This is a genomic window from Stappia stellulata, from assembly GCF_020176715.1.
Lineage (GTDB): Bacteria > Pseudomonadota > Alphaproteobacteria > Rhizobiales > Stappiaceae > Stappia.
The window spans coordinates 365,681-391,924 of sequence record NZ_JAIVMF010000001.1 but is presented as its reverse complement, the minus strand read 5'-3'; the positions used below and the strand labels follow the sequence as shown (position 1 = coordinate 391,924).

19 protein-coding genes are annotated in these 26,244 nt (G+C 65.3%); 18 read left to right on the top strand and 1 reads right to left on the bottom strand.

Annotated elements, in window-relative coordinates:
• The first annotated feature begins 10 nt into the window (after positions 1-10).
• From cysQ to LC092_RS01800, 13 genes are all read left to right on the top strand, one after another.
• The gene (cysQ, locus tag LC092_RS01860) at positions 11-862 is read left to right on the top strand and encodes a 3'(2'),5'-bisphosphate nucleotidase CysQ (protein ID WP_224804462.1); all 852 of its coding nucleotides are present in this window, start codon (positions 11-13) and stop codon (positions 860-862) included.
• A 201-nt stretch (positions 863-1,063) separates the two neighbouring features.
• A complete protein-coding gene (gene cysD / locus LC092_RS01855; protein WP_224804460.1) occupies positions 1,064-1,969 on the top strand; it encodes a sulfate adenylyltransferase subunit CysD in 906 nt (301 codons plus the stop codon).
• A gap of 10 nt (positions 1,970-1,979) precedes the next feature.
• On the top strand, positions 1,980-3,863 hold the full coding sequence (gene cysN / locus LC092_RS01850; protein WP_224804458.1) for a sulfate adenylyltransferase subunit CysN: 1,884 nt from the start codon (positions 1,980-1,982) through the stop codon (positions 3,861-3,863).
• A gap of 159 nt (positions 3,864-4,022) precedes the next feature.
• Positions 4,023-5,033, top strand: a complete 1,011-nt coding sequence (locus LC092_RS01845) for an ABC transporter substrate-binding protein (protein WP_224804456.1) — start codon at positions 4,023-4,025, stop codon at positions 5,031-5,033.
• An 87-nt stretch (positions 5,034-5,120) separates the two neighbouring features.
• Entirely contained in the window at positions 5,121-5,912 is a 792-nt protein-coding gene (locus LC092_RS01840) for an ABC transporter ATP-binding protein (RefSeq protein ID WP_224804454.1), read from the top strand.
• On the top strand, positions 5,909-6,670 hold the full coding sequence (locus LC092_RS01835) for an ABC transporter permease (protein ID WP_224804453.1): 762 nt from the start codon (positions 5,909-5,911) through the stop codon (positions 6,668-6,670). The genes LC092_RS01840 and LC092_RS01835 overlap by 4 nt, the downstream gene beginning before the upstream one ends.
• Positions 6,671-6,815: 145 nt before the next feature.
• The gene (locus LC092_RS01830; protein ID WP_224804451.1) at positions 6,816-8,222 is read left to right on the top strand and encodes a mannose-1-phosphate guanylyltransferase/mannose-6-phosphate isomerase; all 1,407 of its coding nucleotides are present in this window, start codon (positions 6,816-6,818) and stop codon (positions 8,220-8,222) included.
• 70 nt (positions 8,223-8,292) lie between these two features.
• Complete coding sequence (locus tag LC092_RS01825; protein WP_224804449.1) at positions 8,293-9,792, top strand: phosphomannomutase/phosphoglucomutase; 1,500 nt, start codon at positions 8,293-8,295, stop codon at positions 9,790-9,792.
• A 172-nt stretch (positions 9,793-9,964) separates the two neighbouring features.
• Positions 9,965-11,278: a nucleotide sugar dehydrogenase gene (locus LC092_RS01820; RefSeq protein ID WP_224804447.1), complete on the top strand. Its 1,314-nt coding sequence runs from the start codon at positions 9,965-9,967 to the stop codon at positions 11,276-11,278.
• A 118-nt stretch (positions 11,279-11,396) separates the two neighbouring features.
• Positions 11,397-14,531, top strand: coding sequence for an isoleucine--tRNA ligase (gene ileS / locus LC092_RS01815; RefSeq protein ID WP_224804445.1), 3,135 nt, complete (start codon positions 11,397-11,399; stop codon positions 14,529-14,531).
• A gap of 163 nt (positions 14,532-14,694) precedes the next feature.
• Positions 14,695-15,093, top strand: coding sequence for a Cu(I)-responsive transcriptional regulator (cueR, locus tag LC092_RS01810; RefSeq protein ID WP_224804444.1), 399 nt, complete (start codon positions 14,695-14,697; stop codon positions 15,091-15,093).
• Positions 15,090-15,515: a c-type cytochrome gene (locus tag LC092_RS01805; RefSeq protein WP_224804442.1), complete on the top strand. Its 426-nt coding sequence runs from the start codon at positions 15,090-15,092 to the stop codon at positions 15,513-15,515. Before cueR ends, LC092_RS01805 begins: the two co-directional genes overlap by 4 nt.
• A gap of 74 nt (positions 15,516-15,589) precedes the next feature.
• Entirely contained in the window at positions 15,590-16,438 is an 849-nt protein-coding gene (locus LC092_RS01800; RefSeq protein WP_224804440.1) for a fumarylacetoacetate hydrolase family protein, read from the top strand.
• Positions 16,439-16,520: 82 nt separating this feature from the next.
• Here LC092_RS01800 and LC092_RS01795 read toward each other — a convergent pair whose 3' ends face one another.
• Positions 16,521-17,900 (bottom strand): DEAD/DEAH box helicase, encoded by a 1,380-nt coding sequence (locus tag LC092_RS01795; protein WP_224804438.1) that lies wholly within the window; start codon positions 17,898-17,900, stop codon positions 16,521-16,523.
• Positions 17,901-18,716: 816 nt separating this feature from the next.
• Between LC092_RS01795 and LC092_RS01790 the strand changes: the two genes are divergently transcribed.
• The 5 genes from LC092_RS01790 (at position 18,717) to LC092_RS01770 (ending at position 26,220) form a co-directional block, all read left to right on the top strand.
• A complete protein-coding gene (locus tag LC092_RS01790) occupies positions 18,717-20,675 on the top strand; it encodes a bifunctional 5-dehydro-2-deoxygluconokinase/5-dehydro-2-deoxyphosphogluconate aldolase (protein WP_224804901.1) in 1,959 nt (652 codons plus the stop codon).
• On the top strand, positions 20,672-22,501 hold the full coding sequence (gene iolD, locus LC092_RS01785; protein ID WP_224804436.1) for a 3D-(3,5/4)-trihydroxycyclohexane-1,2-dione acylhydrolase (decyclizing): 1,830 nt from the start codon (positions 20,672-20,674) through the stop codon (positions 22,499-22,501). Before LC092_RS01790 ends, iolD begins: the two co-directional genes overlap by 4 nt.
• A 25-nt stretch (positions 22,502-22,526) precedes the next feature.
• Entirely contained in the window at positions 22,527-23,450 is a 924-nt protein-coding gene (gene iolE / locus LC092_RS01780; RefSeq protein WP_224804434.1) for a myo-inosose-2 dehydratase, read from the top strand.
• A 4-nt stretch (positions 23,451-23,454) separates the two neighbouring features.
• The gene (iolB, locus tag LC092_RS01775; RefSeq protein WP_224804432.1) at positions 23,455-24,261 is read left to right on the top strand and encodes a 5-deoxy-glucuronate isomerase; all 807 of its coding nucleotides are present in this window, start codon (positions 23,455-23,457) and stop codon (positions 24,259-24,261) included.
• 75 nt (positions 24,262-24,336) lie between these two features.
• Positions 24,337-26,220 (top strand): adenylate/guanylate cyclase domain-containing protein, encoded by a 1,884-nt coding sequence (locus LC092_RS01770; protein ID WP_224804430.1) that lies wholly within the window; start codon positions 24,337-24,339, stop codon positions 26,218-26,220.
• The last annotated feature ends 24 nt before the right edge of the window (positions 26,221-26,244 follow it).

Below are 26,244 nucleotides of genomic sequence, written 5' to 3'. Positions count from 1 at the left end.
GAAGGGGATCATGGCGATTGACGAGGAGCTTCAGGCGCTCGCCGACCTCTGCGATGCGGCCGGCGATGTGATCCTGTCCCTGTTTCGCGACGGGGTAAACGTCGACCGCAAGGCCGACGACAGCCCGGTTACCGAGGCGGATCGACGGGCAGAAGCGGTTATCCTCGACGGGCTCGCCCGCCTGTACCCCGATATTCCCGTGGTGGCGGAGGAGGCCGCGTCGGCCGGTAAAATTCCGCAGGTCTCGGATCGCTTTTTCCTCGTCGATCCGCTGGATGGCACGCGCGAGTTCATCTCGGGCCGTGGCGATTTTACCGTCAACATCGCCCTGGTGGAAAACGGCCTGCCGGTGATGGGCGCGGTGTTTGCCCCGCATCGCGGATCGGCATTTCTCGGAAAGACCGGCATGGGCGCCTTCGAACGCGTTTCGGCTGCGGGCGCTCCGGCGGACTGGCGCCGGATCGAGGTGCGCAAGCCGGCGCCGGCCCAGCCGGTCGCCGTCGCCAGCCGCTCGCATCGCGACGCCCAGACCGATGACCTGCTCGCCCGGCTCGGACTGGCGGACAGCGTCAGCGTTGGATCCTCATTGAAATTCTGTCTGCTGGCGCGCGGCGAGGCGGATTTCTATCCCCGCTTCGGGCGCACGATGGAATGGGACACCGCCGCGGGGCATGCCGTTCTGGTCGCCGCCGGGGGCGAGGTCTCCGGCCTTGACGGCGCGCCGTTTCTCTATGGCAAGCGCAACCAGCCAACGGACAGCGACTTCGCCAATCCGGGCTTTCTGGCGGCCGGCGACGCCACCCTCATTGCCCGTGCTGCCGCACTGACCCGCGCGATCAAGGCTGCCCCGAACGCGATTTGACAGAGATTTTTTACCGCGCGGCATTTGTCCGCAATCCTGTTCCTCGCCCTGACATTGTCCTGACCGTAATTGTGAACCTGAGCCCGAGCCATACGGACGGGTGATCCGGAGAAGCGCCTTGGCGCGTCCGGCTCAGTCACAGTGTCGGAGCGGCCTGCCTGGTTTCCGGGCGGGCCCGGCTCCCGGCTTCAGGAGCAGATCGTGTCCAATCGCGCCAGCCAGCTTCATCGCCTTGAAGCGCAGTCCATCGAGATCATTCGCGAGGTCGTCGCGGAGATGGCCCGCCCGGTGATGCTCTATTCGATCGGCAAGGATTCCAGCGTCATGCTGCATCTTGCGCGCAAGGCCTTTTATCCCGCGCCGCCGCCGTTTCCGCTGCTTCACATCGACACCACCTGGAAGTTCCGCGAGATGATCGAGTTTCGCGACCGCATGGCGCGCGAGGCGGGTATGGAGCTTCTGACCCATACCAACACGCAGGGGCTTGCCGACGGCGTAAACCCCTTCGATCACGGCGCGTCTTTCTACACCCAGGTCATGAAGACCGAGGCGCTCAAGCAGGCCCTCGATCTCCACGGGTTCGACGCGGCCTTCGGCGGCGCGCGCCGCGACGAGGAAAAGTCGCGGGCGAAGGAGCGGATTTTCTCATTCCGAACGCCGCAGCACGGCTGGGACCCGAAGAACCAGCGTCCCGAACTCTGGTCGGTCTTCAACACCAGGGTGCGGCGCGGGGAATCCTTGCGGGTCTTCCCGCTCTCCAATTGGACCGAACTCGATATCTGGCAGTACATCCGCGCGGAAAACATCCCGATCGTGCCGCTCTACTACGCGGCCGAGCGACCCGTTGTCGAACGCGACGGAATGCTGGTGATGGTTGACGACGAGCGGATGCCGCTCGCCGCCGGCGAGACGCCGGAGCTGCGCCGTGTGCGCTTCCGCACGCTTGGCTGCTACCCGCTGACTGCCGCGATGGAATCGGAGGCCGACACGCTGGACGGCATCGTCACCGAAATGCTGATCGCCCGCACGTCGGAACGCTCGGGGCGGTTGATCGATCACGACGAAGCCGCGTCGATGGAAAAGAAAAAGCGCGAAGGCTACTTCTGAGGATCCCGTCATGAACCAGCTTCCGTCTCTGTCCCGGCCCGTGACGAGCCTGCTCGACGATCACGACCAGAAGGGGCTCTTGCGCTTTCTCACCTGCGGCAGCGTCGACGACGGCAAGTCGACGCTGATCGGCCGGCTTCTTCACGACACCAAGCTGGTGCTGGAGGATCAGGTTGCAGCCCTTCGAAACGATTCTCGAAAGTATGGCACCCAGGGCGAGAACATCGATCTCGCGCTGCTCGTCGACGGCCTGGAAGCCGAACGCGAGCAGGGGATCACCATCGATGTCGCCTATCGCTTTTTTGCGACCGATGCCCGCAAGTTCATCGTCGCCGACACGCCCGGCCACGAGCAATACACCCGCAACATGGCGACGGGCGCCTCCAACTCCGATCTCGCTGTGATCCTGATCGACGCGCGCAAGGGCGTTTTGCAGCAGACCCGCCGGCATTCCTTCATCGTGTCGCTTCTGGGCATTCGCCACGTCGTCGTCGCGGTCAACAAGATGGATCTCGTCGACAATGACGAGGCGGTCTTCGAGCGGATTTCGGAAGACTACCGGGCCTTTGCGGAAGGCTTCGGTTTCGAGACCCTTCAGGTGATCCCGATGTCCGCCCTGACGGGCGACAATGTCACGGCGCGCGCGACGGCGATGGACTGGTACGACGGGCCGACGCTTCTCTCCCATCTGGAAAGCATCGAGGTGGCCTCGGAGGCGTTCGACGGCCCGTTCCGCATGCCGGTGCAATGGGTGAACCGGCCCAACCTCGACTTTCGCGGCTATTGCGGCACGCTTGTTGGCGGACGGATCCGCCCCGGCGACCGGATCAGCGTTGCCGCCTCCGGTCGCACGGCGACCGTCGAGCGCATCGCCACGATGAACGGCGATCTCGACGAAGCGCTCGCCGGCGACGCGGTGACGCTCACCCTGCGCGAGGAGGTCGATATCTCGCGCGGCGATGTGCTCTGCGCGCCAGACCAGCGTCCTGAGGTTGCCGATCGCATCGGCGCGCATCTGATCTGGATGGACGACCGGCCGCTCGTACCCGGCCGCAGCTACGCCATCAAGGTCGGAAAGCGGCTTGCCTCGGCCAGCGTGACGCGCATCGATCACGGCATCGACGTCAATACGTTGCAGCATGAGGACGTCGAGACGCTTGCGCTCAACGGCATCGGCTATTGCGAGCTGGCCCTGTCGTCGCCGGTCGCCTTCGATCCCTATGAGGTCAACCGCGACATGGGGTCTTTCGTGCTGATCGACCCGCTGACCAACCATACGGTGGCGGCGGGCATGATCTGGAAGGCGCTGCGCAAGGCCGACAACATTCACCGTCAGGCCTTCGATATCGACCGCTCCGCGCGCGCCGCCTTGACCGGGCAGACGCCGAGGGTCCTGTGGTTCACCGGCCTGTCCGGGGCGGGCAAGTCCACGGTCGCCAATCTGGTCGAGCAACGGCTGCATGCGACGGGACGGCTGACTTTCCTGCTCGACGGCGACAACGTGCGACACGGGCTGAACAAGGATCTCGGTTTCTCCGAGGCCGACCGGGTGGAAAACATCCGCCGTGTCGGCGAGGTGGCGAAACTCTTCACCGAGGCAGGGCTGATCACGCTGGTGTCCTTCATCTCGCCATTCCGCTCCGACCGGCAAATGGCGCGGGATCTGTTCAAGCCTGGCGAATTCGTCGAGATCCACGTGCACGCCCCGCTCGCGGTGGCGGAAGCGCGCGATCCCAAGGGGCTCTACAAGAAAGCCCGTGCCGGCGAGATCCGCAACTTCACCGGCATCGACAGCCCCTACGAGGAGCCGCAGTCGCCGGAGATCGTTTTGAACACCGACGGCGCCGACCCGGAGGCGCTTGCCGATGAGGTGATCCGCTACCTCGACCTCTAGACCCGGCCGCAAATCCCGCTCCGCATCGACGTGCGCGGAGCGGGATGCCTCGGAAATGATCGGCTTTGCTGAAAAGTTGGGCTCACCCAAAATCTGCTTGATTGATAGGCAGTCGCTTGGCACTCTCACCGGCGAAGAACAAAGCCAGTGGGGACTGATATGCGTCGACTGTTTGGAATTGCGCTTGCCTTGACCCTGACCGCGCCGTCGGCCATGGCCGAGACGGAGATCAAGTTCACGCTCGATTGGAAGTTCGAGGCGCCGGCCGCGCCCTTCTTCATCGCCCAGGACAAGGGGTATTTCGCGGAGGAGGGGCTTTCGGTCACGATCGACAGCGGCGCCGGCTCGCGCGAATCGATCCCGCGCGTGGCGACCGGCACCTACGACATGGGCTTCGGCGACATCAATGCGCTGATCAAGCTGATGGACGAGCAGGCCGATCTCAACGTCAAGGCCGTGATGATGGCCTATGAGCGCCCGCCCTTCGCCGTGATCGGCCGCAAAAGCCAGGGCGTCACCGAAGATCCCAAGTCGCTTGAGGGCAAGACGCTCGGCGCGCCGCCGCCCGACGCGGCCTTCGGCCAGTGGCCGGCCTTCGTCGAGGTCGCCGGCATCGACACGTCCGGTATCACCATCGAGAATGTCGGCTTTCCGGTGCGCGAGCCGATGCTCGCCCAGGGTCAGGTCGACGCGATCTTCGGCTTTTCCTTTTCCTCCGTCATCAACCTCAAGGCCCAGGGCGTTGCGGATGACGACATCGCGCTGATCCTGATGGCCGAGAACGGCCTCGATCTCTACGGCAACGTGGTGATGGTCAACACCCAGTTCGCCGAGGAAAATCCGGAGGCCGTGAAGGGCTTCCTGAAGGCGCTCATCCGCGGCTTCCAGGACACCATCGCGGATCCGGCGGCGTCTGTCCCCTACGTCCTGAAGCGCAACGGCGTGCTCGACGAGGCGACCGAGATCGACCGGATCGAGATGGCGGTCGCCGGGTCCATCGCAACGCCCGCGGTTCGCGAGAACGGCATCGGCGGCGTCGACATGGCCAAGCTTGCCAAGTCGATGGAGTATCTCAAGACCTCCATGGGCGTGAGCGACACGCCGCCGGCGCCGGAGCGGGTGTTCGATCCCTCCTACCTGCCGCCGGTCGAAGAGCGGATGGTGCGCTGAGCCGACGGGACTTGTCCCAACTGGTTTCCGGCGTTTTCGCCTTGCGGCGAGGACGCCGGATCCGCCTTGAAATCCGAAAGACGTTCCGTGACCGGCTTTGTTGAATTGAATGACATCCGCCTCGCCTATGGGCCGGGCGGAGATGGCACGCTTGCTCTCGACGGGCTGTCGATGACCGTGAAGAAGGGCGAGTTCGCCGCTGTTGTCGGCCCGTCCGGCTGCGGCAAGTCCACCTTGATGAAGCTCGCCACCGGGCTGATCCGGCCGCAGGCCGGAACCGTCGAGGTTGCCCACAAGGAGGTGGACGGTCCGGTCTCCATGGCCGGAATGGCGTTTCAGAACCCCTCCATGCTGCCCTGGCGCACCACTTTGAAGAACGTGATGCTGCCGCTGGAGATCGTCCAGCCGCACCGCCGCAGGCTGTCGCGCGAGCGGGCCGCCTATGAGGCGCTGGCGGAGGATCTTCTGACGGTGGTCGGCCTGAAGGGCTTCGGCGACAAGTTTCCCTGGCAATTGTCCGGCGGCATGCAGCAGCGCGCCAACCTGTGCCGCGCCCTGGTGCATGATCCTGAGCTGCTGATGCTCGACGAGCCGTTCGGTGCGCTCGACGCCTTCACCCGCGAGGAACTGTGGCAGGTGATGCGCGACCTCCATGCGGAAAAGGGCTTCACCACGATCCTGGTGACCCATGACCTGCGCGAGGCGGTGTTTCTCGCCGACCGCGTCTTCGTGATGAGCGCGCGACCGGGGCGCATCATTGTGGAACGCGAGGTGTCGTTCCCGCGCCCGCGGCCGATCGACCTGACCTATGAAGCAAAGTTCAACGACATCGTGCACGAGCTTCGTGCGCATATCGCAGACGCAAGGGCCGCGGCATGACCGACAAGTGGATCAAGGCCGCCCCGTGGATCTGGACCATCGGCCTGTTCGTTGTGTGGGAAGGCGTCGTGCGCGCCTTCGACATCGCGTTCTTCATCCTGCCGGCGCCGTCCGACATCTGGGTCGCCACCGTCAAATACTGGCCGGTGATCTGGACCAATTCCCTGCAGACGCTGTTCACGACGACGCTGGGCTTCCTGCTCGCGGTCGTCGGTGGACTGGCGCTCGGCCTTGCGATCGGCTGGAGCCGGGCGATCTACGCCGGGCTCTATCCGCTGATGATCGGCTTTAATTCCGTGCCCAAGGTCGCGGTCGTGCCGATCCTCGTCATCTGGTTCGGCATCGGGACGGTGCCCGCCGTGCTGACGGCCTTCCTGATCGCCTTCTTTCCCATCGTGGTCAATGTGGCGACGGGTCTTGCCACCATCGAGCCGGAAATGGAGGACGTGCTGCGGGCGCTTGGGGCAAAGAAGCTCGACATCATGCTCAAGGTCGGCATTCCGCGCTCGATGCCCTATTTCTTTGGCTCGCTGAAGGTCGCCATCACGCTCGCTTTCGTCGGCTCGGTGATTTCCGAGACCGTGGCGGCCAATTCCGGCATCGGCCACATGATGCTGGCGGCGCAATCGCAGTTCAACGTGCCGCTCGTCTGGGCGGGGCTGATGGCGCTCGCGGTGCTCGGCATCGTCATGTATGCGATGATGGCCTGGCTGGAGATGCGCATGACCGGATGGGCGCACCGCTCCTCGCGCGGCTGACACAGCCTGGGGGGCTTGTTTTCGACCGCGCCCGGTTTCGCAGGCGCGCGTTCGCGGTTAACGTCTTTTCAGGACGCGGTCGGGCATCAAGGGTGCCAGGCGTGGCTTGCCGCGCTCCGATGACGAAAACCGCGAAAGGCGAAGCGTGATCATACCTTGCATCTTGTCCGGCGGATCCGGGTCGCGACTTTGGCCGCTGTCGCGTTCCCTGCGCCCCAAGCAGTTTCTGCCGCTGTTCGACGGTGAAAGCCTGTTTCAAAAGACCCTGCGGCGCTTCGCGGATGGCCGATACGCGTCGCCCATCGTCATCGCAAATGCCGAGCACCGGTTTCTGGTCGGCGAACAGATGGCCACGGCCGAAAACGGGACCGGCACCATCGTGCTGGAGCCGGTCGGACGCAACACTGCGGCTCCGGCCGCCGTTGCGGCGCTGACCGCCCTGGCCGCGGATCCCGACGCGCTCGTGCTGCTTGCCCCTTCCGATCATCTGGTGCGCGACACGGACGCCTTCGCGCGGGCGGTCGATCATGCGATCCCGGCCGCCAGGGCCGGCCGTATCGTCACCTTCGGCATCCGCCCCAGCGAACCCAACACCGGCTATGGCTACATTCGCCTGGAGGAGGGCGAGGGGCCCGTGCGGCCCGTGGCCGCCTTTGTCGAAAAGCCGGATCTTGAGCGCGCCAAGGCCTTTCTCGCCTCGGGAGATCATGTCTGGAATGCCGGCATCTTCCTGTTTTCCGCCGCGACGATGATCGCCGAGTTCGAAAAGCACTGCCCGCAGGTGCTGGCCCGTGTGCGGGATGCGCTCTCCGCGGCGACACCGGACCTCGACTTCCTGCGTCTCGGGGTGGAGAGTTTTTCCGCCGTGCCCAACATCTCCATCGACTATGCGATCATGGAAAAGTCGGACCGCATATCCTGCGTACCCACCGACCCGGGCTGGAGCGATCTCGGCTCCTGGTCGGCCGTGTGGGAGGCGCTCGACAAGACGGACGAGGGCAACAGCACGCTCGGCGAGGCGATCTTCGTGAAATCGCGCGACAGTCTGGTCGTGAGTGACGGCGCATTGGTCTCCGTGGTCGGCCTCGACCATGTGATGGTGGTCGCCACAAAGGATGCGGTGCTGGTTGCCGACAAGGCGCATGCCCAGGACGTGAAGAGCGTCGTGGAGGAGCTCCAGCGCGACGACCGGCGCGAGACGCGCGAGCACCGCAAGCGGTACCGGCCCTGGGGCGCGCGCGAGGAGATCGCCCGTGGCGATCGCTTCCAGGTGCAGGAAATCGAGATCAAGCCCGGCGAGAGCATGTCGCTGCAAAGCCATGTCAATCGCGCGGAGCACTGGGTGGTTGTCTCCGGCACGCTGGCGATCACCATCGACGGCGAAACCCGGCTGATGACCGAGAACCAGTCGGCCTATGTGCCGGTCGGGGCGCGCCACCGCCTCGCCAATCCCGGCCGCGTGCCGGCACGTGTCATCGAGATCCAGTCCGGCACCTATATCGGGGACGACGACATCGTCCGATATTCCGGCGAGACGCCGGACGCGACTTGAGCCCGGGCATCCTGGCAACCCTATTTTGCAAAGCCGGCACCGCCCGGCACACAGTCTTGAGGATAAACGCATGCTGAGCGTTCCCGTCGCCGAATTGACGCCCAATACCTACGCCTATGAATCGCAGCCGATGGTGAAGCCCACCGGTTTTCGCGAATACGATGCCCGCTGGTTGTTCGAGAAGGAAATCAACCTGATGGGCATCCAGGCGCTCGGCATGGGGATCGCCACCTTGATGCGCGAGCGCGGCACGCGGCCCGACATCGTCGTCGGCCACGACTTCCGCAGCTATTCCGCCGCCATCAAGATGGCGCTGATTTCCGGACTGATGGCCGGCGGCGTGCGTGTCCATGATATTGGCCTGGCGCTGTCGCCGATGGCCTATTTCGCGCAGTTTGCTCTCGACGTTCCGGCGGTCGCCATGGTCACCGCCTCTCACAACGACAACGGCTGGACCGGCGTGAAGATGGGCATCGACCGGCCGCTGACCTTCGGGCCGGACGAAATGGGCCGCCTGAAGGAGATCGTGCTGACCGGTGCCTTCCGCGAGGGGTCCGGCGGCGGGTATCGCTTCGTCGAAGGCTTCGCCGAGACCTACATCAAGGATCTCACCGACCGGGCGAAGCTGTCGCGGCCGATCAAGGTGGTCGCGGCTTGCGGCAACGGCACGGCCGGGGCCTTCGCGCCGCGCGTGCTGGAGGCGCTCGGCGCCGAGGTGATCCCGCTCGATTGCGAGCTGGACCATACCTTCCCGCGCTACAACCCCAATCCCGAAGACATGAAGATGCTGCACGCGCTTCGCGACAAGGTGCTCGAAACCGGCGCGGACGTCGGTCTCGGCTTCGACGGCGACGGCGACCGTTGCGGTGTGGTCGACGACGAGGGGGCGGAGATTTTCGCCGACACGGTCGGTGTCATGCTCGCGCGCGACCTGTCGGAGCTTCATCCGAACTGCCAGTTCGTCGTCGATGTGAAATCGACCGGCCTGTTCGCCACCGATCCGGTGCTTCAGGCAAACGGTGCCAAGACCGACTACTGGAAGACCGGCCATTCCTACATCAAGCGGCGGGTGAACGAACTGAACGCGCTCGTCGGCTTCGAGAAGTCCGGCCATTATTTCTTCAACACCCCGATCGGGCGCGGCTACGACGACGGGCTGGTGTCGGCGATCGCCATCCTCGACATGCTCGACCGCAACCCTGGCAAATCGATGGCGGAGCTGCGCCGGGCGCTGCCGAAGACCTGGGGCTCGCCGACGATGTCGCCGCATTGCGCGGATGAGATCAAATACGAGGTGGTCGACCGCGTCGTCGCCCGCTTCACGGCGATGAAGGAAAAGGGCGAGACGATCGCCGGACACGAGATCGTCGATCTGGTCACGGTCAACGGTGTGCGCGTCGTCGCCGACGACGGCACCTGGGGACTGGTGCGCGCCTCCTCCAACAAGCCGGAGCTTGTGGTGGTGATCGAAAGCCCGGTCTCAAAGGACAGGCTGCACGAGATGTTCAAGGCGGTCGATACGGTCTTGCGCGAAAACCCGGAAGTCGGCGCCTACAACCAGACCCTCTAGGCCGATCCGGGCCGGTCGTTCCGTCTCCGCTCTTGCGGGGAGCGCCGGGTGGCGCTCGGCCCTTGCCGAGGGCCGCGCACTGTGCAAAACGGACGGGTGGCGGCGCCAATGGCGTCGTGCTCCCTAATCTTCAGCACAACGACCGGTCAGGATCGATCCGATGGCAGCGGACATGACGTCAACGCCCCCCCTTGAGGCCTTTGCCGCGCGCATGGCCGACCGCTCCGCGGTGATCGGGATCATCGGCCTTGGCTATGTCGGCCTGCCGCTGGCCTCCCGCTTCAGCGAGCTCGGTCACCCGGTCGTCGGTTTCGACGTCGATGCGGGCAAGGTCGCGGAACTGAACGCCGACGGCGGTTTCCGCCGCTATGTCGGGCAAACGCGCGAAAGCGTCCGCTTTTCCGCGCCCTTCACCGCGACGACGGATTTCCAACAGGCCGGCACATGTGACGCGCTGATCATCTGCGTACCGACACCGCTCGGCAAATACCACGATCCCGATATCGGCTACATTCTGGAAGCGGCGCGCAGCGTACATCCGCACTTGCGCCCCGGTCAGGTGATCGCGCTGGAATCGACCACCTATCCCGGAACCACCGAGGACGACATGCTCCCGGTTCTGGCGCGCGACGACCTCACCGTCGGCGAGGATATTTTCGTCGTCTATTCGCCCGAGCGCGAGGATCCGGGAAATGCCTCCTTCAGCATTCGCCAGATCCCCAAGGTGGTGAGCGGCGTGACCGCCAACTGCCTGCGCGCGGCCGAGGCGCTTTACGGCGGAGCGGTCGACACGCTGGTCCCGGTCGCCTCGACGCGGGTCGCGGAGATGACCAAGCTGCTGGAAAACATCCACCGCGCGGTGAACATCGGCCTCGTCAACGAGATGAAGACGCTCGCCGACCGCATGGGCATCGACATTTTCGACGTGATCCGCGCGGCTGCGACCAAGCCCTTCGGCTTCACGGCCTTCTATCCGGGGCCGGGCGTCGGCGGGCACTGCATTCCGGTCGATCCGTTTTATCTGACGTGGAAGGCGCGCGAATACGGCGTGCACACGCGCTTCATCGAGCTGGCCGGCGAGATCAACCGCTACATGCCCGAGTTCATCGTCGAAAAGCTGATGGATGCGCTCAATGGCGAGCGCAAGGCGCTGAACGGCGCGCGGGTGCTGGTGCTCGGCGTCGCCTTCAAGAAGAACATCGACGACATGCGCGAATCCCCGAGCGTCATGGTGATAGAAGGCATTGCCGCGAAAGGCGGCGAGGTCTTCTACGCCGACCCGCATGTGCCGGCACTGACGCTGGCGGACGGATCGCACCACGAGAGCCTGACAGCCGACGCGCAGACCGTGGCAACGATGGATGCCGTGGTCATCGCCACCGACCATGACGCCTTCGACTATGCGATGATCGGGCGGAACGCCAAGCTGATCGTCGACACGCGCGGCCGCTTTCCGGCCAGTCATGCCAAGGTGACGCGCGCCTGACCGATTGTGTTTTTCGCCCCGGTCGGATAACCCACCCACTGGACCAGTCGACGCGCGGCGGTTCGGGCCGAAAAGGCCACGGACCCGCGCGATTGCAACAAGAAGCGGGACGTTGTTGATGTACGAAGCCATCGATCCAAACCCCAGCTTTCCCAAGCTGGAGGAAGACATCCTCAAGTTCTGGGAAGAGAACCGGATTTTCGAGGCTTCCGTCGAGCAGCGGCGCAACCAGGAAGGGGCTGGCGAATATGTCTTTTACGACGGGCCTCCCTTCGCCAACGGCCTGCCGCACTACGGTCATCTCGCGACCGGTTTCGTCAAGGACCTGATCCCGCGCTACCGCACCATGCGCGGCGACTGCGTCGTGCGCCGCTTCGGCTGGGACTGCCACGGCCTTCCGGCCGAACTGACGGCCGAGAAGGAACTGGGCATTTCGGGCCGCAACGAGATCCTCGACTACGGCATCGGCAGGTTCAACGCGCATTGCTCCGTCTCGGTCATGCGCTTCACCAACGAGTGGCGCTATTACGTCAACCGCCAGGGGCGCTGGGTCGATTTCGAGAACGATTACAAGACCATGAACCTCTCCTTCATGGAGAGCGTGATCTGGGGCTTCAAGCAGCTCTGGGACAAGGGACTGGTCTATCGCGGCTACCGGGTGGTGCCTTATTCCTGGGCCGTGCAGACGCCGCTGTCGAACTTCGAAACCCGCCTCGACAACTCCTATCGCGAACGCCAGGATCCGGCGCTCACCGTCGGCTTCCTGCTGAAGGATGCAGCCTTTGCCGGCGTGCCGACGCGACTTCTCGCCTGGACGACGACCCCCTGGACGCTGCCGTCGAACCTTGCGCTCGCCGTCGCGCCCGACCTCGACTATGCGGTTCTTGAAAAGGACGGCCAGAGGGTCGTTCTCGCCGAGGCCGCGCTTGAGCGCTACGAGCGCGAGTTCGGCGAATGGAGCCGCGTCGACACGCTGAAGGGATCGGCGCTCGCCGATGCGACTTACGAGCCGCTGTTTCCCTATTTCAAGGACACGGAGAACGCCTTCAAGGTGCTTGCGGCCGACTTCGTCGAAGCCGGCGACGGCACGGGCTGCGTGCATATCGCGCCGGGCTTCGGTGAGGACGACTTCGAGCTTGCCAAGGCTCGCGAGATCCCCCTCGTCGTGCCGGTCGACGAGGCGGGCAAGTTCACCGCCGAGGTCACCGATTACGTTGGTCAGAACGTCATCGAGGCCAACAAGGACATCATCCGCGATCTCAAGGCGCGCAATGTCGTCTACCGCCACGAGACCTATCTGCACGACTATCCGCATTGCTGGCGCACCGACACGCCGCTGATCTACAAGGCGATCGATGCCTGGTATGTCGCCGTGTCGCAGTTCAAGGACCGCATGGTCGAGCTCAACCGCGAGATCGACTGGGTGCCGGAGCATGTGCGCGACGGCCAGTTCGGCAAGTGGCTGGAAAACGCCCGCGACTGGAACATCTCGCGCAACCGCTTCTGGGGCTGCCCGATCCCGGTCTGGGTAAGCGACGATCCCAATTATCCGCGCATGGACGTCTATGGTTCGCTCGACGAGATCAAGGCTGATTTCGGCGTTCGTCCCGACGACCTGCACCGCCCGATGATTGACGAGCTGGTGCGTCCGAACCCGGACGATCCGACCGGCAAGTCGATGATGCGCCGCGTCCCGGAAGTCCTCGACGTCTGGTTCGATTCCGGATCGATGCCCTTCGCCCAGGAGCATTATCCGTTCGAGAACAAGGAGCGCTTCGAGCAGAATTTCCCGGCCGACTTCATCGTGGAATATGTCGCGCAGACGCGCGGCTGGTTCTACACGCTGATGGTGCTTTCCACCGCGATCTTCGACCGCGCGCCGTTCCGCAACGCGGTCTGCCATGGCGTCGTGCTCGACGAGAACAAGCAGAAGCTCTCCAAGCGCCTGCAGAACTATCCCGACCCCGTCGGCGTCTTCGACACCTACGGCGCGGACGCGCTGCGCTGGTACATGCTGTCCTCGCCGCTGCTCGTTGGCGGCGACCTGGCGGTTGCCAAGGACGGACGCGGCATCGCCCAGTCCCTGCGCCAGGCGATCATCCCGATCTGGAGCGCCTACTATTTCTTCACGCTCTACGCCAACGCCGACAGCTACCAGGCGCGGGTGCGCTTCGACCAGAAGGGGCTTCTCGACCGCTACATCCTCGCCAAGACGCGCGAGCTGATCGAGAAGGTTCAGGGCTCGCTCGACGCCTATGACATCCCGGGCGCCTATGCGCATGTGCCGGGCTATATCGACGCGCTGAACAACTGGTACATCCGCCGCTCCCGCTCCCGCTTCTGGGGCGAGGAGATGACGGACGAGAAGCGCGACGCGCTCGATACGCTCTACACGGTGCTGACGCATCTGATGCGCACGCTCGCGCCGATGATGCCCTTCGTGTCTGAGCGCATCTACAAGGGGCTTACCGGCGAGCTCTCCGTGCATCTGGCCGATTGGCCCGAGGCCGAGGCGTTGCCGAACGACCCCGACCTCGTGCGCCGCATGGACCTGATCCGCGACATCTGCGCCTCGGTCATGTCGTTGCGCGAGGCCAAGCGCCTGCGCGCCCGTCTGCCGCTGAAGACGCTGACCGTCGCCCATCCGGAGGTCGAGGATCTGCGTCCCTATGCGAACCTCATCGCCGAAGAGGTGAACATCAAGGACGTGGTGCTGGAAGCCGATCCGCTGTCGGTCGGCGAGCACCGCCTTGCGGTGAAGCCGCAGATCGGCAAGCGCCTTGGCAAGAAGATGAAGGACGTAATGACGGCTTCCAAGTCGGGCGACTGGACGCTTCGTCCCGACGGGATCGTCGAACTGGCCGGCGTGGAACTGCCGCCGGAGGACTACACGATGCGCGTGCTGGCGCCGGAAGGCTCCGACACGGGGCTGTTCGATGGCGGCGCCGGCGTCGTCCTGATGGACACCCAGCTCTATCCGGAGCTGGAGCGCGAGGGCTACGCCCGCGACATCGTCCGCCTGATCCAGCAGACCCGCAAGGATGGCGGCTTCAACGTCTCCGACCGCATCCGTCTCAATCTGACGCTGCCTGAGGAATTGGTGCAGGCAGTCGAGGAGCATCGCGAGCGGATCGCAGCCGATACGCTTGCGCGCGAGTTCACGCTCGGTGGGCGCGTCGAGGGCGGTTTCAGCGCCACCCATGAGGTTGGCGGCAAGGACGTCGTGATCGAGATGGCGCGCATCGACGCCTGATCGGCTTTTCGACGGCTTGTGAAGACGCAATGCGCCGCGGTCCCGAACAGGGGCCGCGGCGTTTTGCGTTCCTGCACCAGGGGCTTGCGTTCGCCTGCTTGACCTTCCAGTTACTGGAATGGACATGGTGACGGCATTCGCTTTGGCAATGAAGGATCGGACGATGAACATTGGTGCTGCCGCGGAGCGTTCCAAGCTGCCGCCCAAGACCATCCGCTATTATGAGGAAATCGACCTGCTGCGCCCGACGCGTGCGGCCAATGGCTACCGCGACTATTCGGATGCGGACATTCACCGGCTGCGCTTCCTGCAACGCTCGCGCAGCCTGGGCTTTTCCATCGAGGAATGCCGCTCGCTCCTGTCGCTCTATGAGGACGAGCAGCGGGCAAGCTCGGACGTCAAGGCGGTGGCGCTGGAAAAGATCGGCGAGGTGGAGCGCAAGATCGCGGAGCTCCAGGCGATGAAGGCGACCCTGTCGCGTCTCGTCGACTGTTGCCATGGCGACGGCCGCCCGGATTGCCCGATTCTCGACGATCTCGCCGGCCGGAGCGAAACGTCGTGAACGCCCGGTCCGCTTTGCTGCTGGCAGGTGCTGGGCTGGTCGGCGCGATCGGCGCGGTCTACGTGCTGACCGGGGACGACACCGGAAGCACCACGGAAACGGGCGCGGCGCTTGCCGCCGTGACGGTGCCGCCGCTGAGCGGCGCGGCGGCTGAAGGCGCGGAGATCTTTTCGGCGAATTGCGCGAGCTGTCACGGCGCCAATGCCGAGGGTCGGGCCGGGGAGGGGCCGCCGCTGGTGCATGTGATCTACGAACCCGGCCATCACGCCGACGGCGCGTTCTTCCTCGCCGTGGCGCAAGGGGTGCGCCAGCACCACTGGACCTTCGGCAACATGCCTCCCGTTGCCGGTGTTTCGCCCGACGAGATTGCGCGCATCGTCGCCTATGTGCGGACCCTGCAGCGGGCCAATGGCATCGAGTGACGCGCAGACGCGTTTGCCCTGAGCGGTCAAACCCCTATGATCGCGCGGACATGCAGTCTGGGAGGCAGTCTTTTATGAAACTCATGCGTTACGGCCCCGTCGGGGCCGAGAAGCCGGGGCTCGTCGATACGGCGGGGCGCATCCGCGACCTCAGCGCCCATATCGACGACCTGTCCGGGGCGGCATTGTCGGACGAGACCTTCGAGCGGCTCCGCGCGATCGATCCCGAAACGCTGCCGGCGGTCGAGGGCACGCCGCGGATCGGACCCTGCGTCGCCGGCGTCGGAAAGTTCATCTGCATCGGGCTCAACTATTCCGATCACGCCGCCGAGGCGGGCATGGATGTGCCGCCCGAACCCATCGTCTTCATGAAGGCGACCTCGGCGATCTGCGGTCCCGACGACGGCATCGAGCTTCCGCGCGGGTCGGTCGCGACCGACTGGGAGGTGGAGCTTGCCGTCGTCATCGGCAAGCATGCCAAGAACATCGCCGAAGCCCATGCGCTCGATCATGTTGCCGGCTATTGCGTCGCCAATGACGTGTCGGAACGCGATTTCCAGATCCGGCATTCCGGGCAATGGGTGAAGGGCAAGTCCGCCGACACCTTCGGGCCGATCGGTCCCTGGCTGGTCACCCGCGACGAGGTGCCAGATCCCCAGAGCCTGCCGCTCTATCTCGATCTCAACGGCAAGCGCTACCAGGACGGCACCACGGCGACGATGGTCTATGGCGTGGCCTTCGTGATCGCCTATCTGTCGCGCTTCATGAGCCTGCATCCGGGCGATGTGATTGCGACCGGCACGCCTCCGGGCGTCGGCATGGGGCAAAAGCCCGATCCCGTCTATCTCAAGGCGGGCGATAAGCTGGAACTCGGGATCGCCGGGCTCGGCATGCAGCGCCAGACGGTGCGCGCGTCCCTCTAGGTTTCGACCCGAAAACGCAAAAAGCGCCGGAGCATGGCTGCCCGGCGCTTTTTTGTTGTCTGTTCAGCCCTGTAAGGCTGGATTAGCTGGCGTTTGCCGAGCGCGAACCGCGAAAGCGGCCTCGCTGTGCGCCTTCCGACTGCGTGCCGGGGCGCGGGGTGCGATAGGGGCGCTTTTCGCCGGCAGGCTTGCCGTCGCGCGGACCGCGCGAGCCGCTGGGGGCACCGTCGGACGCATGTGCGCCGGAATGACCGCCCGCATGGGCGCCATCGGTGCGCGGCTTGAACGAACGGCGGGCCGGCTTGCGGCCCTTGCCGTTCGACGTGTTTCCGATCGGGCCGTCGTCGTCGCGCTCGACCAGCGTCTTGCCGATCAGCTTTTCGATGTCGCGCAGGAACGGACGTTCGCTGCGGTCGCAGAAGGAGATCGCCGAGCCGCTCTTGCCGGCACGCGCAGTGCGGCCGATGCGGTGGACGTAGGATTCCGGCACATTCGGCAGTTCGAAGTTCACCACATGCGACACGCCGTCGACATCGATGCCGCGTGCGGCAATGTCGGTGGCGACCAGGATCGGCGTCCGGCCCGAGCGGAAGGATTCCAGCGTCTTCTGGCGCTGGCCCTGGCTCTTGTTGCCGTGGATGGCGGAGGCGTTCAGCCCGGCCTGCTCCAACTGGCGCGTGACCTTGTCCGCGCCGTGCTTGGTGCGCGTGAAGACGATGGCGCGGTCCATGTCGGCGCGCTTCAGCACGTCGACCAGGGCCTGGCGCTTCTGGTCGCGTTCGATCAGAAGAACGGTCTGTTCGATCCGGTCGATCGGCTTGGAGGTCGGCGAGACGGCGATTTCCTGCGGCTCATGCAGGAAGTCGGAGGCAAGCGCGCGGATCGGCTTCGGCATTGTGGCCGACAGGAGGATCGTCTGGCGCTTGCGCGGCATGGCGGCGAGGATCTTGCGGATCGCCGGCAGGAAGCCGAGGTCGAGCATGTGGTCGGCTTCGTCGAGCACCACGGTCGTGGTCTCGTCGAGGCGCAGGGCACCCGTCGACATGTGGTCGAGCAGGCGGCCCGGCGTTGCGACGACAATGTCCATGCCGCGGGCAAGGCTGCGGATCTGCGGCATCGCGCGGGCGCCGCCGACGACGACGGTCGAAGAATGGCGAACCTTCTGGCCGTAGGCGCGGATGCTCTCGGCGATCTGCGAGGCGAGCTCGCGCGTCGGTGCGAGAATGAGCGCGCCGCAGGTCTTCGGGTTCGGGCGTGAGCCCTGCTCGGCGATACGGTGGAGCAGGGGAAGGACGAAGGATGCGGTCTTGCCGGTGCCGGTCTGGGCCAGGCCCAGCACGTCGCCACCGGAGAGAATTGCGGGAATACCCTGGGCCTGGATCGGCGTCGGCGTGGTGTAGCCTTCGCCCTCAACGGCCTTGAGGATCGGGTCGGCGAGGCCGAGGTCTTTGAAAGTGGTCAAGCGGAATCCTTAGAGCTGCGCCCGAACGCGGCGTCATCGCCTGCGTGGGTCGCGGTCGTGTGTCATCGAAAAGGGAGCTTGCGCAGATCAGCTGCCTTGGGAGTGCGCTCGCTTCGCGAGCAGCTCGGGCAACGATCGGGAGGAAAGTTGCTTTGACCTGAAGCGCCGTGAACGTGTGACGTTTCTCTACGCAGCGCCAGGATGGTGCCTGTAGACCACAGAAGATGCTGCAGCGCAATGGAAATCGTGCCGGCAGGGGTGCAACCCAGCCGCGCCGGAAGCGCAGGGCGGCTGCCGGCAACGGCGACGGAGCGAGCGTGCGGAGGGATCTGTTCAGGACCGCGACACCGCGTGCCGCATGGAAAACGGCCTGCGGAGGGTCAGCCAAAACGCAGATAATGGTGGAATAAAAATTCTAAAACCGCACGACGTCAGTGTTGGGGCAGGGCAGGGGCGTGAAACCCGGGTGTACTGCTCCAGCGGAGAGCGGCAGTGGCGTCCGGTCGCGCGGTGCCGGATCGCTCCATATGGTGAAATTGGCCGAAGAAGTTTGCGTATTTCATGTTCCTGGCCAAGCCTCTACAGGGTGCGAGCGGTTGGCGGGCAGGGGCGGATGCGTCGTGTCGTCTGTTGGTCGCCCCTTCCGGGCGTCTCTTTTGTGCGGAGACAACGCCGCTGCGGTGCGGACCGAACTGTCGGAAAAATTGGGTTGCAGGCGCAAAAAATGGAATTTATGTTCCGTTTTAAGAGGTCTCCGAGTGAAGGGGCTTCCGGCCGTGGCGGGTCAATGGATCTCGGGAGTTTGGGTGCGCTGTGGTGAATGCAGACGGAAAGACGCTCGACGTCATAACGATTGGCCGGTCCTCGGTCGACCTCTATGGCGCGCAGGTGGGCGGGCGGCTCGAGGACATGCGCGCCTTTTCCAAATATATCGGCGGATCCCCGACGAATATCGCCGCTGGCGCAGCCCGGCTTGGGCTGACATCGGCGCTGATCACCCGCGTCGGCGACGAGCACATGGGCCGCTTCATTCGCGAACAGCTCGAATCGGAAGGCGTCGACACCCGCGGCGTGATCACGGATCCCGAGCGTCTGACGGCGCTGGTGCTCCTGGGCATTCGCGATCACGAGCAGTTTCCACTGATCTTTTATCGCGAGAACTGCGCCGACATGGCGCTCTGCGAGGCCGATATCGATCCGCGCTTCATCGCGGAGGCGCGCTGCGTGACGGCGACCGGCACACATCTGTCGCATCCGCGCACGGAAGCCGCCGTGCTCAAGGCGCTGCACCTGGCACGCGATACCGGCGCCCGCACGGCGCTCGACATCGACTACCGGCCGAACCTCTGGGGGCTTGCCGGGCACGACGCCGGGGAAAGCCGCTTCATCGCCTCCGACAGGGTCACCGCCAGGCTTCAGTCCACGCTGCATCTCTTCGATCTCATCGTTGGGACAGAGGAGGAGTTTCATATCGCCGGCGGAACCACCGATACGGTCGCAGCATTGCGGGCCGTGCGCGCCGTGTCACGCGCGACGCTGGTGTGCAAGCGCGGCCCGATGGGGGCGGTTGCCTTCACCGGAGACATCCCCGACACGCTTGATGCTGGGATTTCCGGCCCCGGCTTCCCGATCGAGGTGTTCAACGTGCTTGGCGCGGGCGACGGCTTCATGTCCGGCCTGCTGCGCGGATGGCTCAGGGACGAGCCCTGGGAGACCGCGCTGACCTACGCCAATGCCTGCGGGGCGCTGGCGGTGTCGCGGCACGGCTGCGCGCCGGCCTATCCGAGCTGGGAGGAGTTGCGCTTCTTCCTTGAGCGCGGCGTGCGCACGCCCGCGCTTCGTCACGACGCGGAGTTGGAGCAGATCCACTGGTCGACGAACCGCAAGGGCGACTGGTCGACGATGCGGGTCTTTGCCTTCGATCATCGCAAGCAGCTTGAGGATCTGGCCCGCGACGCCGGGGCCGACGCCTCCCGCATTCCGCTCTTCAAGGCGTTGTGCCTTGAGGCCGCGCGCCGGGTACAGGATGGACGGCCCGGCTACGGCATCCTCTGCGACGGACGGCTTGGCGAGACCGCCTTGCATGCCGCTGCCGGCACCGGGCTTTGGGTCGGTCGGCCGGTGGAAGAACCGGGCTCGCGCCCGCTGGCGCTGGAAATCGGGCCGGATTTCGGCTCGGAGCTGGCGGAATGGCCGTCGGGTCAGGTGGTCAAGGTCCTGTGCTTCTATCATCCGGACGATACACCGGAGCTGAAGGCGCGGCAGGAAGAAACGATTGTGCGCCTGGCGCGTGCCGCGCGGGCAAACGGTCTGGAGTTCCTGCTTGAGGTGATCCCGTCCAAGGTCGGTCCGGTCGACGAAACCACCACCGCCGCGATCATCCAGCGCTTCTATGATCTTGGCGTCTATCCCGACTGGTGGAAGCTCGAACCCTCCGCCAGTGAGGAGGCGTGGAAGCGCATCAGCCAGGCGATTGCGCGCAACGACCCGCATGTGCGCGGCATCGTGGTGCTTGGACTGGATGCGGCGATGGAAGACCTCGAGGCGAGTTTCGCGATTGCCGCCGGCTTCGATCTTGTGAAAGGCTTTGCCGTCGGGCGGACGATCTTCGCCGGCCCGGCGCGCCGGTGGTTTGCAGGCGAGATCGACGACGCGACCGCGGTCGCGGAAATGGCGGATGTTTTCGCCCGCCTGTGCGCGATCTGGGACTCGGCGCGCGTCAGGGGCGGTCAAATCGCAGGAAATCCGGCCGGCAAACAGGGGCTTGCAGTATGACGACGATCCGCCTGACAGCGGCACAGGCCATGGTGCGCTATCTCGCCGCGCAGAAAAACGGCGATGGCGAACGGTTGATCCCCGGATGCTGGGCGATCTTCGGTCACGGCAATGTCGCCGGACTGGGAGAGGCGCTTCAGCAGGCGGGCGACGCCTTTCCGACCTGGCGCGGGCACAACGAGCAGGGCATGGCGCATGCCGCGATTGCCTTCGCCAAGGCAAGGAACCGCCGGCAGGCGATGGCCGTGACCACCTCTATCGGCCCCGGCGCGACCAACATGGTCACGGCGGCGGCGCTTGCGCATGTCAACCGGCTGCCGGTGCTCTTCGTTCCGGGCGATGTCTTCGCCAACCGCGCGCCCGACCCGGTGCTGCAGCAAGTCGAGGATTTTGACGACGGCACCGTTTCCGCCAACGACTGCTTTCGGCCCGTCAGCCGCTACTTCGACCGCATCCAGCGTCCCGAACAACTTTTGAGCGCGCTGCCGCGCGCCATGCGCGTCTTTACCGACCCGGCCGATTGCGGCCCGGTGACGCTGGCGTTTTGCCAGGACGTGCAGGCGGAGGCCTTCGACTGGCCGGTGACGTTTTTCGAGGAGCGCGTGTGGCGGGTGCGCCGGCCGCGCGCCGATGTTACGGAACTCCTGGAGGCGGCACAGGCGATCAAGGCGGCGAAGACGCCGCTGATCATTGCCGGCGGCGGGGTGCATTATTCCGGTGCCTGCGAGGCGCTGCGTGGCTTCGCCGAACGCCACGGCATCCCGGTTGCCGAAACCCAGGCCGGAAAATCGGCGCTCGCCTTCGACCATCCGCTCAATTTCGGCGCCATCGGCGTCACGGGAGCGGCGAGCGCGAACGATATCGCGGAACGGGCCGATCTGGTGATTGCCGTCGGCACGCGGTTGCAGGATTTCACCACCGGCTCCTGGGCGCTCTTCAAGAACCCGGCCTGCCGGCTGTTGTGCCTCAACGTCGCCGCCTATGACGCGGCGAAACACGACGCGCTGGCGCTGGTCGCGGATGCGCGCAGCGGACTGGAAGACCTGGGCGCGGCGCTTGGCGACTATTCTGCCCCGGCGCCGGATGCCGCGCTCAAGGACAGCTGGATGGCCGCCGTTGCGGCGGTCACCGCCGCACCCCGGGGCAATGACCTGCCGAGCGATGCGCAGGTGATCGGCGCGGTCCAGCGCGGCCTCGACGACGCTGCGGTCGTGCTCGGGGCGGCCGGCGGCCTGCCCGGAGAGCTGCACAAACTGTGGAAGGCGGCCCGACCCGGCGGCTATCACATGGAATACGGCTACTCCTGCATGGGCTACGAGATCGCCGGTGGGCTTGGGGCCAAAATGGCGTGTCCCGACCGCGAGGTCGTCGTGATGGTCGGCGACGGCTCCTACATGATGATGAATTCCGAACTCGCCACCTCGGTGATGCTCGGCCTCAAGATCATCGTTGTCCTGCTCGACAACCGCGGCTTTGGCTGCATCAACCGTCTGCAGGTCGCGACCGGCGGCGAGAGCTTCAACAATCTGCTCGATACGGCGCGTCACGTGACCCCGAGCGACATCGACTTCGCCGCACATGCCGCATCCATGGGTGCGATTGCCGAAAAGGTCGACGGCATTGCGTCGCTGGAAGAGGCGCTGGTACGGGCGCGCGCCTCGACGCGCAGCCATGTCATCGTGATCGACACCGACCCGCTCGCCTCCACCGACGCCGGCGGTCATTGGTGGGATGTCGCGGTGCCGGAGGTCTCCGGGCAGGCAAGGGTGCGCGACGCGCGCGGCCACTATGAAACCATTTTGAAACAGCGCCGGTCCTCGAACTGACGGGCGGCGGAGCAGGGCGATTGTCATGATCCTTTACGGCACCAACCCGATTGCCTGGTCGAACGACGATGACCAGACCCTGGGAGCGCATATTCCGCTTGAGACGTGCCTTTCCGACGCCGCGCGGATCGGCTTCGACGGCATCGAGAACGGGCACAAGTTTCCCGCCGATCCGCAAGAGCTTGCCGCCGTGCTCAAGCCGCATGGACTGCGCTTCGTTTCCGCCTGGTACTCGCTCAATCTGCTGACGCGCTCGGTCGAGGAGGAGATCCGCGCCATCGGCCCGCATCTGACGCGGCTGAAGGCGATGGGATGCCCGGTGCTGATCGCCTGCGAGACCTCCAACGCGATCCACGGCGACGACGGCGTGCCGGTCAACGACCGCCCGAAGCTGGACCCGGAGCGTTTCGCGGCCTTCTGTGCCGACCTCGAACAGGTGGCGGCCCATTGCGCCGCCGAGGGCGTGCCGCTCGTCTATCATCACCACATGGGAACGGTGGTGGAGAGCGAGGCGGAGATCGACCGGCTGATGGAGTTGACCGGGCCGGCGACGCGGCTCCTGCTCGACACCGGCCACGCGTTCTTCGGCGGGGGCGATCCGGAAGCGCTTGCCCGCAAGCATATGGGGCGCGTGTCGCATCTCCATGCCAAGAACATCCGGCCCGGGATCATGGCCGAGGTGCGCAACGAGGGCCTGAGTTTTCTGGAAGGCGTGCGCCGCGGCGTCTTTACCGTGCCGGGCGATCCCGACGGGGCCGTCGACTTCGAGCCGGTCCTGAAGATCGCGGCGGAGCATGGCTATTCCGGCTGGCTGGTGATCGAGGCCGAGCAGGACCCGGAGGTGCGCGATCCGGTCACCTACCAGTCGATGGGCCTCAAGGCGCTGCGCGAGATGGCCCGTGCCACCGGTCTGGATGCCGGACCGGCCACCCACGGCAAGGGAGACTGAAGCGATGTCGAAGCTGCTGGTGAAGCCGAAGGGAATCCGAGGCAAGCTGCATGAGATCACCCCGGAAACTGCGGGCTGGGGCTACGTCGGCTTTTCGCTCTACAGGCTTCAGCCTGGGGAAACGGCCGAGGAGGCCACCGGGGACCGCGAGGCGATCCTGGTGCTTGTGGAGGGCAAGGCGGAGATCGAGGCCGGTGGAACGCCCTTCGGCGAAATGGGCGAGCGGATGAGCGTATTCGAGAAGACCAAGCCGCATTGTCTCTATGTACCCAACGACAGCGCCTGGCGGGCAAGCGCCACCACGCCCTGCACGCTTGCGGTCTGCACCGCGCCCGGCCACGGCGGTCACACTGCCCGGCGCATTGAGGACATCGGCTTCGAGGAGCGCGGCAAGGGGGCGAACACGCGTTACATACACCCAATCGCGATGGAGGATAAGGATATCGCCGACAGCCTGCTGGTGACGGAGGTGTTCACGCCGGCCGGCAACTGGTCGTCCTATCCACCACACCGGCACGACGAGGATGCCTTTCCGGAGATGACCTATCTGGAGGAGACCTATTATCACCGGCTCGATCCGGCGAGCGGATTCGGATTCCAGCGGGTGTTCACCGAGGACGGATCGCTCGACGAGACGATGGCGGTTTCCGACGGCGATGTCGTGCTCGTCCCCAAAGGGCATCACCCCTGCGGCGCGCCACATGGCTACGAGATGTACTATCTGAACGTCATGGCGGGGCCGCTGCGCAAATGGCGGTTCAAGAACCATCCCGATCACGACTGGATCGCGCGGCGCGACGCGGGCGATTGAGCGGCGCTTTGCGGCGGCCTGTCGCGCATTGATTGCCGATTGCGCACCTGACAATTGTCTGGCACTTCCTTGCGCATGACCCGCGCGCGCATCGCCATAGCCCCGAGCATCTTCACGATCACGCTTGTGATTGCCGTCGGTCTTGCGGGCGCGATCATCTCCTATACCCACGGGCAGAACGCGAAAAACGCGGAACTCGCGGCGACCGTCCTGATGGACCGGGCGCTGGAAACAATCGACCTGCGGATTTCCGCCCTGGTCGAACCCATTGACAGCACCGTGCGCCAGTCGCGCTTCTGGCTGTCGCTGAACGAGCCGCCAAGCTACGCCGGACATCCGCTGCGCGCGCATATGGTGTCGCTGCTGCGCGAGATGCCGCAAGCGTCCTCCGTGTTCGTCGGTTTCGAGCAGGGCGATCACTATCAGGTCGCCTCGGCGGCGCACCGGACGGCAGAGGTGATGTCGGACAGGGGCGCCCCGCCCGATACTGCCTATCAGGAAACGGTGATCCTGCGCTCCGGCCGCGCCAAACCGCTCGCGCTCGTGCGGTTCCTGGATGCGCAGGGCGGCATCCTCGCCACCCGCTTCACTCCGGAAAACGACTACGACCCGCGCGGACGCCCCTGGTACGAACTCGCGCGCGGGACCGACGAGGTCGTGCGCACGGACGTCTATCATTTCGCCATGTCGACGAAGCTCGGGGTCAGCGTCGCGCGGCGCTTCGAGCAGGGCGTCGTCGGGGTGGATGTGACGCTGGATGAACTGACCGCCTTTCTCGATGCCGTGCCGCAGGCGCGCGACGGCGTTGTCGCCCTGTTTCACGATGATGGCCGGATCCTGACCCATTCCAAGCTCGCGCCGCGCGGTGCCGCCGGCGACGCGGACGCTTCCGGCGACAGGCGGGAAAAACTGGAACATCTCGTCACCCGCCTCGCGGGGGACCCGCTGCTGCGTGCGCTGAAGGTGGATGTGGGAGGTCACGCCTGGCTGGTGCGGCGGAACCCGGTCGACCTGGGCGGCGGAGCGGCGGAAAATCTCGTCGTGGCGATGCCGCGCGCCGCCGTCGTCGGCCCGATCGAGGATGTGTCACAGCGCACCTTCCTCGTCTCGCTGCTGATCGTGCTTGCGAGCATCCCGTTGATCTGGCTGGTGTCGCGGCGGATTTCCCGGCCGATCCACGCGCTGGGCGAGGCGGCGGAGCGGATCGGCCGGTTCGAGCTCGACCGCGAAATCCCCTCAGGCTCGGTGATCCGCGAGGTCGACCTGCTGCAGCGGGCGATGGAGCGGATGCGCCGCAGTCTCTCGATGTTCTCGCTCTATGCGCCGAAGACGCTGGTGCGCCAGCTGGTTGCCAGCGAAACGCCGCCGGTTCTGGGCGGCGAGCGGCGCGAGGTAACGGTCTGCTTCATGGACCTGGAAAACTTCACGGCGATGTCGTCGCATCTGGAGCCGGAAGAGGTGATGCTGCGGATGTCGCAATACTTCGAGCGCGTGACGCAGATCCTGCAGGCGCATGGGGCGACCATCGACAAATACATCGGCGATTCCGTCATGGCGTTCTGGAATGCGCCGATGGCGACGCAGGATCATCCCGCCAAGGCCTGCGCCGCCGCCCTGGAGATCATCGCAGAAACCTCGGCCCTGACGAGCGGCTGGGTGGACGCGGGTGACAAAAGAGTGCGCACGCGCATCGGCATTCACTGCGGGCAGGCGATCATCGGCAATGTCGGCAGCTCCGACCGGATGAATTACACCGCGCTGGGCAATACGGTGAACCTTGCCTCGCGGCTGGAAGGGCTCAACCGCGACCTGGGGACCTCGATCCTCGTCAGTGAGGACATGAAGGCGCGGCTAGAGGGTCGCTTCCGCTTCAGGAGCGCCGGAGAGACTGCGATCAAGGGGTATGAGGAACCGGTGCCGGTGTTCGAGCTGCTCGGGGCTCTTCCGGACGACAAATGAAACTGCCGCGGGCGACGGCATGTC